General features: G+C 71.8%; 13 protein-coding genes. 4 read left to right on the forward strand and 9 right to left on the reverse strand.

The genetic code is table 11. The features are described 5' to 3' along the window. Positions 1-27: 27 nt before the first annotated feature. Positions 28-1383: an MFS transporter gene (locus ACOKM3_RS34575; protein ID WP_426905165.1), complete on the forward strand. Its 1356-nt coding sequence runs from the start codon at positions 28-30 to the stop codon at positions 1381-1383. Positions 1384-1422: 39 nt separating this feature from the next. Here ACOKM3_RS34575 and ACOKM3_RS34580 read toward each other — a convergent pair whose 3' ends face one another. Next, positions 1423-2214: an SGNH/GDSL hydrolase family protein gene (locus ACOKM3_RS34580; RefSeq protein ID WP_426905166.1), complete on the reverse strand. Its 792-nt coding sequence runs from the start codon at positions 2212-2214 to the stop codon at positions 1423-1425. Positions 2215-2349: 135 nt separating this feature from the next. Here ACOKM3_RS34580 and ACOKM3_RS34585 point away from each other — a divergent pair, with 135 nt between their 5' ends. After that, positions 2350-2640, forward strand: coding sequence for a holin (locus tag ACOKM3_RS34585; RefSeq protein WP_426905167.1), 291 nt, complete (start codon positions 2350-2352; stop codon positions 2638-2640). Positions 2641-2685: 45 nt separating this feature from the next. Here the strand turns inward: ACOKM3_RS34585 and ACOKM3_RS34590 are convergent, their stop codons facing one another. From ACOKM3_RS34590 to ACOKM3_RS34600, 3 genes are all read right to left on the reverse strand, one after another. Next, a complete protein-coding gene (locus tag ACOKM3_RS34590; RefSeq protein WP_426905168.1) occupies positions 2686-3699 on the reverse strand; it encodes a hemolysin family protein in 1014 nt (337 codons plus the stop codon). Further along, positions 3696-5144: a hemolysin family protein gene (locus ACOKM3_RS34595; RefSeq protein WP_426905169.1), complete on the reverse strand. Its 1449-nt coding sequence runs from the start codon at positions 5142-5144 to the stop codon at positions 3696-3698. Before ACOKM3_RS34595 ends, ACOKM3_RS34590 begins: the two co-directional genes overlap by 4 nt. Positions 5145-5361: 217 nt before the next feature. After that, positions 5362-6261: a LysR family transcriptional regulator gene (locus tag ACOKM3_RS34600; protein ID WP_426905170.1), complete on the reverse strand. Its 900-nt coding sequence runs from the start codon at positions 6259-6261 to the stop codon at positions 5362-5364. A 222-nt stretch (positions 6262-6483) separates the two neighbouring features. Here ACOKM3_RS34600 and ACOKM3_RS34605 point away from each other — a divergent pair, with 222 nt between their 5' ends. Both ACOKM3_RS34605 and ACOKM3_RS34610 read left to right on the forward strand, forming a co-directional pair. Then, entirely contained in the window at positions 6484-7713 is a 1230-nt protein-coding gene (locus ACOKM3_RS34605) for a serine hydrolase domain-containing protein (RefSeq protein ID WP_426905171.1), read from the forward strand. Between the two features lie 57 nt (positions 7714-7770). Then, positions 7771-8226 (forward strand): GNAT family N-acetyltransferase, encoded by a 456-nt coding sequence (locus ACOKM3_RS34610; protein WP_426905172.1) that lies wholly within the window; start codon positions 7771-7773, stop codon positions 8224-8226. 16 nt (positions 8227-8242) lie between these two features. Here ACOKM3_RS34610 and ACOKM3_RS34615 read toward each other — a convergent pair whose 3' ends face one another. From ACOKM3_RS34615 to ACOKM3_RS34635, 5 genes are all read right to left on the reverse strand, one after another. Next, a complete protein-coding gene (locus tag ACOKM3_RS34615; protein WP_426905173.1) occupies positions 8243-9124 on the reverse strand; it encodes an LLM class F420-dependent oxidoreductase in 882 nt (293 codons plus the stop codon). A gap of 45 nt (positions 9125-9169) precedes the next feature. Then, positions 9170-11734 carry an ABC transporter permease gene (locus ACOKM3_RS34620; RefSeq protein WP_426905174.1) on the reverse strand — a complete coding sequence of 855 codons (2565 nt, stop codon included), beginning with the start codon at positions 11732-11734 and terminating at the stop codon, positions 9170-9172. A gap of 16 nt (positions 11735-11750) precedes the next feature. Continuing rightward, positions 11751-12548 carry an ABC transporter ATP-binding protein gene (locus ACOKM3_RS34625; RefSeq protein ID WP_426905175.1) on the reverse strand — a complete coding sequence of 266 codons (798 nt, stop codon included), beginning with the start codon at positions 12546-12548 and terminating at the stop codon, positions 11751-11753. A gap of 84 nt (positions 12549-12632) precedes the next feature. Beyond that, the gene (locus tag ACOKM3_RS34630; protein ID WP_426905176.1) at positions 12633-13325 is read right to left on the reverse strand and encodes a hypothetical protein; all 693 of its coding nucleotides are present in this window, start codon (positions 13323-13325) and stop codon (positions 12633-12635) included. Positions 13326-13346: 21 nt separating this feature from the next. Then, the gene (locus ACOKM3_RS34635; protein WP_426905177.1) at positions 13347-13826 is read right to left on the reverse strand and encodes a hypothetical protein; all 480 of its coding nucleotides are present in this window, start codon (positions 13824-13826) and stop codon (positions 13347-13349) included. Positions 13827-13841 lie beyond the last annotated feature (15 nt).

The raw sequence follows: 13841 nt of genomic DNA on the forward strand, positions 1-13841 counted from the left end.
CGCTCACCCCCGATCAACGGAGATCCCATGGCCACCGCCGCCACCCCGACACCGGAGCAACTCCGGCGCCGGTCACTGCAGTCCGGCACCATCGGCGCGATCGTCGAGTGGTACGAGTACACGATCTACGGCACCGCCGCGGCGCTGGTGTTCGGGCACCTGTTCTTCCCGAACCTGTCGCCCGGCATCGGCCAGATCGTCTCGCTCGCCTCGTTCGGCGTGGGGTTCCTGGCCCGCCCGATCGGCGCGTTCGTCGCCGGACACCTCGGGGACCGGATCGGCCGCAAGTCCACGCTGATCCTCACGTTCTCGATCATGACGGTGGCCACGGCGGCGATCGGCCTCGTGCCGACCTACGACCAAATAGGCGTCGCGGCACCGCTGTTGCTGTGCGTGCTGCGGCTCGCGCAGGGGTTCGCCGTGGGTGGCGAGTGGGGCGGGGCGGCCATCGTCGCCGTCGAGAACGCGCCGAGGAAGCGGCGCGGCTACTTCGGCGCCTGGCCGCAGATCGGGGTGTCGGCGGGCCTGCTGCTCGGCACGGCCGCGGTGTCGCTGGCGTCATGGCTCTCCGGTGACGCCTTCGACGAGTGGGGCTGGCGGCTGCCGTTCCTGCTCAGCGTGATCCTCGCGGCGGTCGGCTTCTTCATCCGCCTGCGGGCCACCGAGAGCCCGGCGTTCCTCGAGGAGAAGCGCAAGATGGACGCCGAGCTGGAGCGCCGCAAGGCGCCCGCGGCGGTCGTCTTCCGCGACCACCGCAAGGCCCTGCTGATCACGGTCTTCGGCCGCTTCGCGGAGGCCGGGAACTACTACCTGTTCACGACCTTCATCCTGTCCTACGTCACCAGCACCCTCGGTGCGCCGAAGAGTTACGGACTGACGGCGTCGATGATCGGCGCCGTGGTGAACATCGTGATGATCCCGGTGTTCGGAGCCGTCTCCGACCGCATCGGACGCGTCCGCACCTTCCTCATCGGCGGCGCGCTGATCGTGGTCACGACCTGGCCGGTCTTCGCGCTGGTGCACACCGGGCAGCTGTGGGCGATCGTCGCGGGCGTGGTGCTGTTCCTCGCCCTCGGCCACGCCATGGTGTACGCGCCGCTGCCCGCCCTGTACTGCGAGATGTTCCCCACGGCGGTCCGCTACTCGGGCATCTCCATCGGCTACCAGATGGCCTCGATCCTGCTGGCGAGCTTCACCCCGGCGCTGGCCGGCGCGATGGTGCTGTGGGCCGACGGCAGCCTCTGGATGGTGATCGCGTTCGCCATCCTGACGACGGTGATCGCCATGGTGGCCATCGCCTTCGCACCGGACCTGCGGGACCGGGAACTGGACGAGGTCGGCGCGGCGCCGGAGCGGGACGCGCAGCCGGTGCCCGCGCACTGACCCGGTCGGAGCGGAACCGCGGGGGCCGCCGGGTGTGCTTTAGGCGGAGCGGTCCCGTGACTCGTCCGCGTACGGCGTCAGCTCCGCGCGCTTCGGGGCCCGGCCGTCGCCCGACGACCTTCCCGTCAGGCGGCGGCCGATCCACGGCACGAGGTGTTGCTTGGCGAAGCGGGCGTCGGCCACCCGGCGCGACATCCAGTTCGGCGGGAGGGTGGGCGGCAGCTCGGCGCGCCAGTCGGACTCCGCCTCGTAGCCGAGGCCCTGCCAGACCGCCTCGGCGACCCGGCGGTGGCCCTCCGCGGTGAGGTGCAGCCGGTCCACGTCCCACAGGCGCTGATCGCCGAGGACCGGCGCCCCGTACAGGTCGACGACGAGCGCGTCGTGCTTGGCCGCCAGCTCGTCGATGCAGGTGAACAGCTCCTCCATGCGCGGCCGGAAGCGCTCCATCACCGGGCCGTTGCGGCCGGGGCTGCGCATCAGGACGAGCTGCTCGCAGGACGGCGCCAGCGTCTCCACGGCCCGCGTGAGCAGATCGCGGACGCGGACCATGTCGCACTTGGGGCGGAGGGTGTCGTTGAGGCCGCCGACCAGGGTCACGACATCGGCCTTCATCGCGGCGGCGACATCGATCTGCTCGTCGACGATCTGGCCGATGAGCTTGCCGCGTACGGCGAGGTTCGCGTAGCGGAAGTCCTCGGTGCGCGCGGCCATCCGGGCGGCGAGGAGGTCCGCCCATCCTCGGTAGGAACCGTCCGGCAGCAGGTCCGACATGCCCTCGGTGAAGGAGTCGCCGACCGCGACGAGGCTGGTGTGGTGGGGGTTCGTGTGCATGGCTGCGTAGATCGTATCCCGAGGCAACGAAGTGGTGGGCGCCGCGGGGCTGGGCAGCGGCGCCCGGCGGCGGTATGCCAGGAGCGCGTACCGGCTCGCCGGGGCGGGCGGGCGCGACGAACGGGGGAGTGCGTCATGTGGAGCATCGGATTCTGGAAGGCCACCGCCGAGCGGGCGATCAGGACCTTCGCGCAGGCGCTCGCGGCGGTGCTGGTCGCGGGCGCGACGAACCTGCTGGACGTCGACTGGGCCGCGGCCCTCGGCACCGCGGGGCTCGCCACGCTGCTCGCGGTCCTCACGGCGGTCGGCACCGCGCGCATCGGTCCGCACGGGCCCGGCATCCTGGAGGCCCCGACGCCGGATCCCGCGGCGCCGCGCCCGCGGCCCACGGAGCCCACGACCGACCCGCCCGCCACGCGCACCTGACGGCCTTCGCGGGCGAGACGGCGCCGACCACGATCCGTGAAGCGCTCACACCGGCTGGCCGAACAGCTCCCGCAGCACGTCCTCCATCGTCACGAGCCCGGCCAGCCGGCCGTCCGCGCCGAGCACCGCCGCGACGTGCGTACGGCTGCCGCGCATCGCGGTCAGCACGTCGTCCAGCGGCGTCGTCTCCCGCACGCGCGCGATGGACCGCATGTCCGGCACCCGGAACGGCAGATCGCGCGGCATCGCGTCCAGGGCGTCCTTCACGTGGAGGTAGCCGACGATCCGCCGGCCCTCGTCCACCACGGGGAAGCGCGAGAAACCGGACTCGGCGGAGAGCCGCTCCAGCTCCTCGGGCGTGACGCCCACGCGCGCGTAGACGACCTTTTCGATCGGCAGGACGACGTCCTTGATGGGTCGCCGGCCCAGTTCGAGCGCGTCGTGCAGACGCTCCTGCGCGCGGTCGTCGATCAGGCCCGCGTCCGAGGAGTCCTTCACCATCCGGGCCAGCTCGTCGTCCGAGAACGTCGCCGTGACCTCGTCCTTCGCCTCCACACGGAGCAGCTTGAGCAGCCCGTTCGCGAAGGCGTTGATCGCGAAGATCACCGGTCGCAGGGCGCGCGCGATCGCGACCAGCGGCGGGCCGAGCAGCAGCGCCGAGCGCACCGGCTCGGCGAGCGCGATGTTCTTCGGCACCATCTCGCCGAGCAGCATGTGCAGATACGTCGCCACGGTCAGCGCGATCACGAACGAGATCGGGTGGACCAGGCCGTGCGGCACGCCGACCGCGTCGAACGCGGGCTCCAGCAGGTGCGCGATGGCCGGCTCGGCCACGATGCCGAGCACCAGCGTGCACAGCGTGATGCCGAGCTGCGCCGCCGCGAGCAGCGCCGACACGTGCTGAAGACCCCACATGACGCTGCGCGCGCGCCGGTCGCCCTCCTCGGCGTACGGCTCGATCTGGCTGCGGCGCACCGAGATCAGCGCGAACTCGCCGCCCACGAAGAAGGCGTTGACGAAGAGCGTCGCCAGGCCGATGAGCAATTGGATCGCGGTCATCGGGCCGCCCCCTTCTCCTGAGAGGCCTTGTCGGCCCTCTTCTCCTGAGAGGCCTTGTCGGCCTTGCTCGCCGCCCTCGCCTTCGCGGCCGCCCGGCCGCTCCTCGTCCCGTCCGCCGCCTCAAAGTCCTCGGTGTCCGGGACCAGCGGCGCGTGCAGCAGCACGCGGGCCGCCCTGCGTCCGTGCGCGTCCACGACGTCGAGCCGCCACCCGGCGACCTCGACGCTGTCGCCGATGTCCGGGATCCGGCCCAGCTCCGTCGCGACGAGCCCGGCAAGCGTCTCGTACGGTCCGTCGGGCGCGCGCAGTCCGACCCGCGCGAGCTGGTCGGTGCGGGCGGAGCCGTCGGCGGAGTAGAGCGTCCGGCCCTCCGGGTCGGTGCCCGCGGCCGCGATGTCGGGGGTCTCGTGCGGGTCGTGCTCGTCGCGGACCTCGCCGACGACCTCCTCGACGATGTCCTCCAGGGTGGCGACACCGGCCGTGCCGCCGTACTCGTCGATGACCACGGCCATCGTCCGCTTGCCCGAGAGCCGGTCGAGGAGCCGGTCCACGGTCAGCGTCTCCGGCACGAGCAGCGGCTCGCGCAGGAGGTCGGCGACGCCCTTGCGGGCGCGCTGCTCGTCGGGCACGGCCAGGACGTCCTTGATGTGCACGACGCCGACGACCGAGTCGAGGCTGCCGCGGTAGACGGGGAAGCGGGACAGTCCTGTGGCCCGCGTCGCGTTCGCCACGTCCTCGCAGGTGGCCTGCAGGTCGAGGGCCATGACCTGGACGCGCGGCGTCATCACGTTCTCCGCGGTCAGGTCGGCGAGGTTCAGGGTGCGCACGAACAGCTCGGCGGTGTCCGCCTCCAGCGCGCCCTCCTTCGCGGAGTGCCGGGCGAGCGCCATCAGCTCCTGGGGGCCGCGCGCGGAGGCCAGCTCCTCGGTCGGCTCGATGCCGAAGCGGCGCACGAGCCGGTTCGCGGTGTTGTTGAGGTGCGTGATGAACGGGCGGAACGCGGCGCTGAACCAGCGCTGCGGCGTCGCCACCTTCTTGGCCACGGCCAGCGGCGAGGAGATCGCCCAGTTCTTCGGCACCAGCTCGCCGACGACCATCAGGAACACCGTCGACAGGGCGGTGCCGAGGACCAGGGCGACCGAGGAGGAGGCCCCCTCGGACAGCCCGATGGACGTCAGCGGCCCCGACAGGAGCTTGGAGATGGACGGCTCGGCGAGCATGCCGACGACCAGGTTGGTGACGGTGATGCCGAGCTGGGCGCCGGAGAGCTGGAAGGTCAGGTTCCGTACGGCCCGCAGGGCGCCGGCCGCGCCGCGCTCACCGCGCTCGACGGCCTCTTCGAGATCCGCGCGCTCGACGGTCGTGAGCGAGAACTCCGCGGCGACGAACGCGCCACAGGCCAGCGACAGCAGGACCGCGACGGCGAGCAGCAGTACTTCGGTCATCGGGACGTCACCTCCGTCCCATGATCGGCCAGGGCCGGGACGGATGCGCGCTCGTGGCGGCCACGCGGGGGGACGGAACGGGGACTGGGAGGCTCGCCCATGGGCGGACGCTCACACCTTTCGTAGGAGTTCGAGTGACTCATCCATGGTAAAGCGTCGGCAAAGGGTGTCGGTCCGTCGTACGGGTGCCCCCGCCCGCCACCCCGTACGCCCCCGTTCACCGGCCGCCGTCGCCCTCGGCGAGGGAGTGCAGCAGCTCGACGAAGGCCGGCACGAGCGGTGCCGGGCCGGCGGCGGGCAGCAGCACGCCGTAGTCCAGCGTCGGACCGTCCCGGAACGGAACGAAGGCGACGCCGGGCCTGGCGTGGTACTCGGCGGCGCGGGCCGCCACGATCGACGCGCCGAACCCGGCGGCGACCAGCACGGGGATCTCGTGCCAGTAGGTGTACGACGGTCCCCGGGGGACGGGGCGGCCCAGCGGTGTGAGCCGGGGGAAGTGGACGTCCACCAGGGCCTCCGGGTGCTCTCCCTTGAGCCTGAGCAGCGGCACCTCGGCCAGGTCCTCCAGGGACACGGAAGGACGCTCGGCCAGCGGGTGGGCGGCAGGCAGCAGCAGCGCGCGGGGTTCGCGCAGCAGCACGGGACCGGCGGCGACGCCGGGTTCGAGCACGGGGAACTCGGCGATCTGCAACTGGAGTTCGCCGCGGTGCAGCGGACCGTAGAGATCGTTGAACTGGGTCTCGCGGATCCGCACGGACCATCCGGGGTGCAGGACGCGCAGCTCCTCGGCGGCCCGCAGCAGCAGCTCGGCGCACCAGGGGCTGGTGTAGCCGGCGTGCAGTTCACCGGCCTCGGCCCGGCCCTCGGCGGCGGTCCGGTCGAGCGCCTGGAGGATGCGCCGGTGGGCCGGGAGCAGCTCGTCGCGCAGCTGCCCGCCGAGCGCGGTGAGCCGTACCGTGCGCGACGTGCGCTCGAAGAGCTGAACGCCGAGCCGGCGCTCCTGCTTCTTGATGACATGGCTGACCCGGGACGGCGTGATGTGCAGCCGCTCGGCGGTCCGCCCGAAGTGCAGCTCGTCCGCCAGCGTCAGAAAGATCTCTATGTCCCGCAGCTCCATCAGTGCCTGTCGCCTCCCCCTGTGAGCGTGAACCTAGCGGTCAACTGGCGGTGACACAACGCACATTGATGCGTCGGCGGGCAACACAGCCTTGTCGAACTCGCCGTTGATCACTCGCCGGGCCCGGCGCAGGCTGAGGACCGACCGGGCCCCGGACACCTCCGCGGTCCGCGATCGCGACGAGGGCGGGTCCGCGCGGGCGGGCCCGGAGGGGGCAGGCGGATGGCACACATCAGCGGCGGTTTCTCCGAGGCGGGGCAGCGCAGGGTCCGTGACCTGCTGGCGCGGCACGTCGAGTCCGGGCGGATCCCCGGCGTGGTCGCGCTCTACAGCCGGGGCGAGGAGACGTACGTCGAGACGCTGGGGACGATGCGTCAGGACGGCGGCGGGCCGATGCGCCGGGACACGATCTTCCGGATGGCGTCCACCTCCAAGCCGGTCTCGATCGCGGCGGGCATGGTGCTGCTCGACGAGTGCCGGCTGCGCCTCGACGACACGGTCGAGGAGTGGCTGCCGGAACTGTCCGACCGGCAGGTGCTGAAGCGGGTCGACGGGCCGCTGGACGACACGGTCCCCGCTCGCCGGCCGATCACCGTGCGGGACATCTTCACGTCCACGTTCGGGCTCGGCATGGATATGACCGCGATCGGCACCCCGGTCTTCGGGGCGATCGCCGAGCGGGGGATCATCCCGAACCTCCCGGAGCCGATGCCCGAGCCCGACGAGTGGATGAAGCGCCTGGGCACGCTGCCGCTGATGCATCAGCCCGGCGAGCAGTGGCAGTACCAGATCGCCAGCGACCTCCTCGGCGTGCTGGTCGCCCGCGTCTCCGGGCAGTCGTTCGACACGTTCCTGCGCGAGCGCGTCTTCGAGCCGCTCGGCATGAAGGACACCGGGTTCCACGTGCCCGCCCAGGACATGCACCGCCTCCCTCCGCTGTACGCCCCCGATCCGGCCACCGGCGAGTTCCAGGTCTGGGACGAGGCCGAGGGCGGACGCCACAGCGCGCCCCCGGCCTTCCCCGGCGGTGGCGGCGGGCTGAACTCCACCGCCGACGACTACCACGCCTACTTCCGGATGCTGCTGAACGGCGGGGTGCACGGCGGCGAGCGGATCCTGTCGAAGCCGGCCGTGCGGCTCATGACCACCAACCGCCTCAACGCCGAGCAGCAGGCCGCCCGCACGCGCCTCGCCACCGAGAACGTCCATGTGTCGTTCGGCCAGGCGCAGCAAGGGGGTTGGGGCTTCGGCATGGCGGTGCGCACCTACATCGGCGACTACGCGCCGCTCGGCCAGTTCGGCTGGGACGGCGGCAGCGGCACCTCGACCTACGCCGATCCGGTCAACGACGTCACCGGCATCGTCCTCACCCAGGTCGGCGCGTCCGTGGGGCACGCGATCCGGCTGCACAACGACTTCTGGACCACGCTCTACCAGGTGATCGAGGACTGAGGACGCCAGCAGGAGCCATTCACCGAGAGGGCTGCCGCGTCCGCCCGCCAAAAGACCTTGGCCGGGCGGACGCGGCCGTGTTCGAATCCGGGGGTGACTGAACTGAACATCCGTGCCGCGACCCCCGACGACATCGACGTGGTCCTCGCGTTCTGGCGCAAGGCGGCCGAAGGCACGAGCATCTCCGACGACCACGACGGGGTGGCGCGGCTCATCGCCCGCGACGCCGACGCCCTCGTCCTCGCGGAACGCGACGGGCAGCTCGTCGGCACCGTCATCGCCGGCTTCGACGGCTGGCGCTGCTCGGCCTACCGGCTCGCCGTGCACCCAGACCACCGTCGCCAGGGCATCGCGACGGCGCTCCTGGAAGCGGCCGAACGACGCTTCGCCGCGCTCGGCGGCCGTCGCGTCGACGCCATGGTCCTGGAGTCCAACACACGGGCGCACGGCGCCTGGTCCGCTTCCGGGTACCACCGTGAGGACCACTGGCGGCGCTGGGTGAAGTCGCTCTGACCCCGCAGGCGCGCGCTCAGCGTCCCCGCAGCTCCTCGATCACCGGCGCGAGCGCCTCCATGGACGGCTCCAGGACGGTGATGTACGAGAACCCGAACCGCTCGCGGCGCTCCAGAAGCTGCTCCGTGATCTGCTCGACGGTGCCGACGAGCAGCAGCGGCGAGTCGAGGGCCTGCTCCTCGGCGAGCTGCGGAAGATGTTCGAGGAGAGGCTGGACGGCGGCGGGCCGGTCGTCCGTCACCGCCACCAGCTGCACGAGCAGGTTGAGTTCGGCGCTCTCCGCGCGGTCGGCGGCGAACTTCCGGTAGGTGGCGACGCGTTCCTCGAGCTCGTCGCCGGTCAGTGGTTCGAGGCCGCCCGCGTTCCCCGTCGGCGCGCGGGCCCCGGTGAACGCGGCGATATCGGCGTGCTCGGCGGTGATCCGCAGCATCCGGTCGCCGTTGCCGCCGATCAGAAGCGGGGGCTTGGGTCCCTGGTCGGGGGCGGAGAGCAACCGGTCGAGCTCCGTGACGGTGCGCAGCAGGTGGTCGACGCGGCTGCCGGGCGTGCCCCACTCCAGACCGGCCTGCTCGAACTCCTCGCGTACGTATCCGGTGCCGAGGCCCAGTTCGAGACGGCCGCCGGTGAGGGCGACGGTGGTGGTGATCTCGCGGGCGAGCAGCACCGGGTTCCAGAACGCGCAGTTGAGGACGAACGTGCCGACCCGCGGCCGGCTCGTCGCGTCGGCCGCCGCCACGAGCGAGGGGAACGGCGACGGGGCGCCCAGATGGTCGGGCACGAGGATCACGTCGTAGCCGAGCTCCTCGGCCCTGCGGCACTTGGCGCGCCACGCGTCGTCGGGGGCGGGGGTGACCAGGTTGACGCCGAAGCGGAACGGGCGCGTCGCTACCGATCCCATGAACTCTCCTTGAACCGCGGACAGTTGTCCCCGCCAACGTATCCGCTACTCGTGCGCGATCGCCGCCAGCACGTTAAGGCGTGACGCCCGCAGCGCGGGCAACAGCGCCGCCGCGAGCCCCACGACCACCGAGCCGACCACCACCGTGGCGATCGTCGGCCACGGGATCGCCAGCGCCTCCATGCCCTCCAGGGCCAGCACCCGCTGCGCGACCACGCCCCATACGAGCCCGAGCGCGAGCCCGAGCACCGCCCCGAACACGGCGATCACCACCGACTCCAGGCGGATCATGAGCCGCAACTGGCGCCGCGCGAGCCCGATCGCCCGCAGCAGCCCGATCTCCCGCGTGCGCTCCACGACGGACAGGGCGAGCGTGTTGACGACGCCGAGCACCGCGATGACGATCGCCAGGCCGAGCAGCGCGTACACCAGGTACAGCAGCACCGCGATCTGGCCGTGGATCAGCTCCTTGTAGTCCGCGAGGTCGCGCACCTGCACCTGCGGATACGCGTCGAGCGTCTTCTCCAGGCGCTCGCGCAGCGCGTCGGGCGACGTGCCCGGCGCGGCGTTCACGTACACCGCCGAGTCCTGGCCGCCCGGCGCGTACCGCACCAGCGTGGACATGCCCATCGCGAAGCCGCCGGTCATGCCGAAGTCGTTGGCCTCCTGGTCGGTCAGGGCGCCCACGGTCAGCTCGGCGCGCTTCTTCCCGGGGAACTCCACCGGCAGTACGCTGCCGATCCGCGCCCCGTGCTCGTCCGCGAACTCCTTCTGCAACAGCAGGTGTCGAGACGCCAAGCCCTCGGCGCTGCCGCCTCCCGCGTACGTGACGTGCGCGACGTCGTCGACGCGCCGGTCCCACCCGGCGGCCGTCGTCTTCACCCGCTTCCCGTCCGGCATGCGCACCGCGAGCGCGGTGAAGCGCTGGCGCACGACGAGGCCGACGCCGTCCGTCGCCCGGATCCTCTGGGTGACCTCCCGCGGGAACGGCATGAAGTTGGCGTTCTGCACGGTGAAGTCGGCGCCGAGCGTCTTGTCGATCTGCTCGTCGAACGACTTGCTCATGGACGCGCTGGCCACGGACATCCCCGCCACCAGGGCGAGGCCCACCATCAGGGCGGCGGCGGTGGCCCCGGTGCGGCGTGGGTTGCGCAGCGCGTTGCGCTGGCTCATCCGGCCGATCGAACCGAACACTGCCGGGAAGGCGCCGCCGAGTATCCGGATCACGGGCCGTACGAGAAGGGGCCCCGCGACGACCGTCGCGATCAGCGTGAGGGCGATCCCGAGCCCGAGCAGCGAGGACGCCGTCCCCGTCTCGTCCGCCACCCAGCACCCGGCGAGCGCGGCGGCGCCGACCGCACCGATCACCGACCCCACCAGCGCCCGAATCCTCAACGGCCGCCCCACACCGGCGATTTCGGCGTCGGCGAGCGCCGCCATCGGGGAGACGCCGGCGGCGCGCCGCGACGGCAGATAGGCGGCCACGAACGTGACCCCGACGCCGACTGCGAACGAGATCACCGGGGTGGCCCAACCCACCGCGATCTCCGTGGACTTGAGGTTCATCCCGAAGGCGCTCATCACCTTGATCAGGCCGATCGCGAGCCCCACCCCGAGGGCGAACCCGATCGCCGAGCCGACGAGCCCGAGCAGTACCGCCTCCGTCAGGACGGACCGCCGCACCTGCCGGCGGTCCGCGCCGAGCGCCCGCAGCAGCCCCAACTCCCGGGTCCGCTGGGCGATCAGCATCGAGAACGTGTTGACGATGAGGAACACGCCGACCAGGACGGCGATCCCGGCGAAGCCCAGCATCACGTACTTGATGACGTCGAGGAATCCGCCCAGGTCCTCCGTGGCCGACTTCGCGTCCTCGTCGGCGGTCTTCAAGTCGTAGGCGCCGCCCAGCTCTTGGCCGATCCGTTTCTTGAGGGTCGCGTCGGCGACGCCTGGTGCCGCGTCCACCGCGATGCTCGTCGCGCGGCCGGTGCCGCCGAGCAGCTTGCGCTGCGCGGTGCCGGTGTCCAGGAAGACGAGGGCCGCGCCCGGATTCGTCGTACGGAACGTGGCGATGCCGACGATCTCGACCTTGAACGAGCCGGGCTTGGCCAGAATGGTCAGCGGATCGCCGATGCCCACGTGCTTCTTGTCGGCGGTGTCCGCGTCGAGCAGCGCCTGGCGGGGGCCGCGCGGCGCGTGCCCGGACGTGAGGCGCACCGGACTGCGGTCCGTGGGCTCCCAGTTGGTGGCGATGGTGGGAGCGCCGGTGGTCGGGCCGACCGACTTGTTCTTCCGGTCGACGACCGTGACGTTCTCGACCCCGGCGTCGATGTGCGTGGCGGCCACCCCGTCGACCCGGTCGATCCGCTCCGTCAGCGAGGCGGGCACCGTACGTACCGTGCCCGACGGCACGGACTCCTCCAGGTCGTCGTCCGCGGGCCCCACCCGCACATCGGCCGACGTCGAGGCGAAGAGCCGGTCGAAGGTGCGCGACACGGTGTCGGAGAAGATCAGGCTGCCCGCGACGAACGCCACCGACAGGACGACGGCCAGCGCGGACAGGACGAGCCGCCCCTTGTGCGCGAGGAAGCTCCGTAAGGTCGCTTTCAGCATGATGGCTACGTCGCTTTCAGGACGGCTGCGTCCGGGGGCTCGGCTTGTCGATGACGGCTCCGCGCACGCTGTCGAACTGCTTCATGCGCTCCAGGACCCCTTCGGCGGTCGGCTCCCGCACCTCGTCCACCAGGCGGCCGTCGCCGAGGAAGAGGACCAGGTCGGCGTGGGCGGCGGCGCCCGGGTCGTGGGTCACCATGACGACGGTCTGGTCGAGGTCGTCGACGGACTGGCGCAGGAACCCGAGGACTTCGAGCCCGGCCCGCGAGTCCAGGTTCCCCGTCGGCTCGTCCGCGAAGATCAGCTCGGGGCGGGCGGCGAGCGCCCGCGCACACGCGACGCGCTGCTGCTGCCCGCCGGACAGCTGGGCGGGCCGGTGCTTCAGCCGGTCCCGCAGCCCCAGCGTGTCGATGACCTGCGCCAGCCACTTCTCGTCGGGAGCCTTGCCCGCGATGTCCATCGGCAGCGTGATGTTCTCCGCGGCGTTCAGGGTCGGGATCAGGTTGAAGGACTGGAACATGAAACCGATGCGGTCGCGCCGCAGCCGCGTCAGCTCGCGCTCCTTCAGACCCGTGATCTCCGTGTCCCCCAGCCACACCTGTCCCGCCGAGACCGTGTCGAGCCCCGCCAGGCAGTGCATCAGCGTGGACTTGCCCGAGCCCGAGGGGCCCATCACGGCCGTGAACCGGCCGCGCGCGATGTCCACGTCCACCGAATCGAGGGCCAGCACCTGCGTCTCGCCGGACCCGTACGCCTTCGTCAGGCCCTTGGCCCGCGCGGCGACAGCCTCCTTGACCACACCCGGATCCCCCACCCCAACTCCCTTACCCTGTAAGCCAGTTGTTCTTCGGGTTCTGTGTCAGGGTCCGAGGATAGCCGCTCGCTGTGACATCGGGCCTCAGAGCGCGTCGACGCCGCTCACCTTCCAGCCGTCGGCGGTGCGGGTCATGGTCATCCGGACCCGGTTGAGGTCCACGCGGGGCCCTGAGATCCGGGTGCTGCGGGTCATCTGGTTCACGAAGAGGATCACCACGGCGCGTTCCGCGGACGTCGACTTCACGGACGCCGCGGGCGCGGCACCGGAGACCTGCGCCACGGTCGCCCTGACGATCCCGTGGTACTTCTTCGCCGTCGGCCCGACCGCCTTCGACGTCGTCCTGCGGTACTCGTCGCGGAAGTCGCCGGTCAGGCGGTCGCGGGCGGCGGCGAAGTCGCGGTCCAGGTGGCGGTAGTCGTAGGACAGGACCACGGGCGCGGCCTTGCGTGCGGCCACGAGAGCCTCGGTCCGCGCCTGCTCGGCGCGTACGCCGTCCCGGTAGCGCAGGCCGAGGACGCCCGTGGCGACGAGGGCCGCGACGAGCACGAGGGGGAGGGTGAACCAGGCGAGAGTGCGCAGGGGTGGGCGGCTGCGGGTGGGGGAGGGGCGGACGGCTTCCGGCTCTACGGCTTCCGGCTCTACGGGCTCCGGCTCTACGGGTTCTGGTGCCGACGGCGTCGGCGTCGGCGTGGGTGTGGGCGCCCGGCGCACCCGTTCCGCCCGCTTGGCCGCCGCGCGCGCCGCCGCGCTCATCGACGTCTTCGTCCTCGTCACGGTCCGACTCCTCTCGGTCGATCAGCCGACGAACTCGACGTCGGAGGTCAGCCACTGCCCGTCCTTGCGCACCAGGTCGAGCTGGAGCCGATAGGTGCGGGCCTCGCCCTTGGGTACGGACTTGTTGGCCACCTTGCTGTCGGCGACGACCAGAACGCGGGCGGATTCGGCGGTGGACCTGACGAGCCCCGCGTCGAGGATCTGCCCCTTCGAGACCGACTTGTTCTCGGCGACAAGCTTGGTCAACTGCGCCGTCTGCGCGGCGAATTGCTGCTTGAAATCGCCGGTGGCGCCGTCGAGGACGTGCCCGCTGTCGCGCGCGTAGTGCCGGTAGTCGAGCGTGGTGAAGTTCAGCGCGGACTGGCGGGCCGCGGCCAGGACGTCCTGGCGCCGCTGCTCCGTGTCGTGCTGATGGCGCAGGCCGACGGCGAACGAGGTCGTGAGCGCGGCGGCGAGCACCGTCGCCACGACGACCACGGTCCTCGCCGCCCGGCCCGTCATCCAGGGCCTCATCCG

It is taken from the genome of Streptomyces nidicola (genome assembly GCF_050106155.1).
GTDB lineage: Bacteria > Actinomycetota > Actinomycetes > Streptomycetales > Streptomycetaceae > Streptomyces.

Bases quoted from the DNA above. Each gene is read 5' to 3' on its own strand.
- ACOKM3_RS34575 (WP_426905165.1), top strand. From the start codon at position 28: ATGGCCACCGCCGCCACCCCGACACCGGAGCAACTCCGGCGCCGGTCA.
- ACOKM3_RS34580 (WP_426905166.1), bottom strand. From the start codon at position 2,214: ATGCACACGAACCCCCACCACACCAGCCTCGTCGCGGTCGGCGACTCC.
- ACOKM3_RS34585 (WP_426905167.1), top strand. From the start codon at position 2,350: ATGTGGAGCATCGGATTCTGGAAGGCCACCGCCGAGCGGGCGATCAGG.
- ACOKM3_RS34590 (WP_426905168.1), bottom strand. From the start codon at position 3,699: ATGACCGCGATCCAATTGCTCATCGGCCTGGCGACGCTCTTCGTCAAC.
- ACOKM3_RS34595 (WP_426905169.1), bottom strand. From the start codon at position 5,144: ATGACCGAAGTACTGCTGCTCGCCGTCGCGGTCCTGCTGTCGCTGGCC.
- ACOKM3_RS34600 (WP_426905170.1), bottom strand. From the start codon at position 6,261: ATGGAGCTGCGGGACATAGAGATCTTTCTGACGCTGGCGGACGAGCTG.
- ACOKM3_RS34605 (WP_426905171.1), top strand. From the start codon at position 6,484: ATGGCACACATCAGCGGCGGTTTCTCCGAGGCGGGGCAGCGCAGGGTC.
- ACOKM3_RS34615 (WP_426905173.1), bottom strand. From the start codon at position 9,124: ATGGGATCGGTAGCGACGCGCCCGTTCCGCTTCGGCGTCAACCTGGTC.
- ACOKM3_RS34620 (WP_426905174.1), bottom strand. From the start codon at position 11,734: ATGCTGAAAGCGACCTTACGGAGCTTCCTCGCGCACAAGGGGCGGCTC.
- ACOKM3_RS34635 (WP_426905177.1), bottom strand. From the start codon at position 13,826: ATGACGGGCCGGGCGGCGAGGACCGTGGTCGTCGTGGCGACGGTGCTC.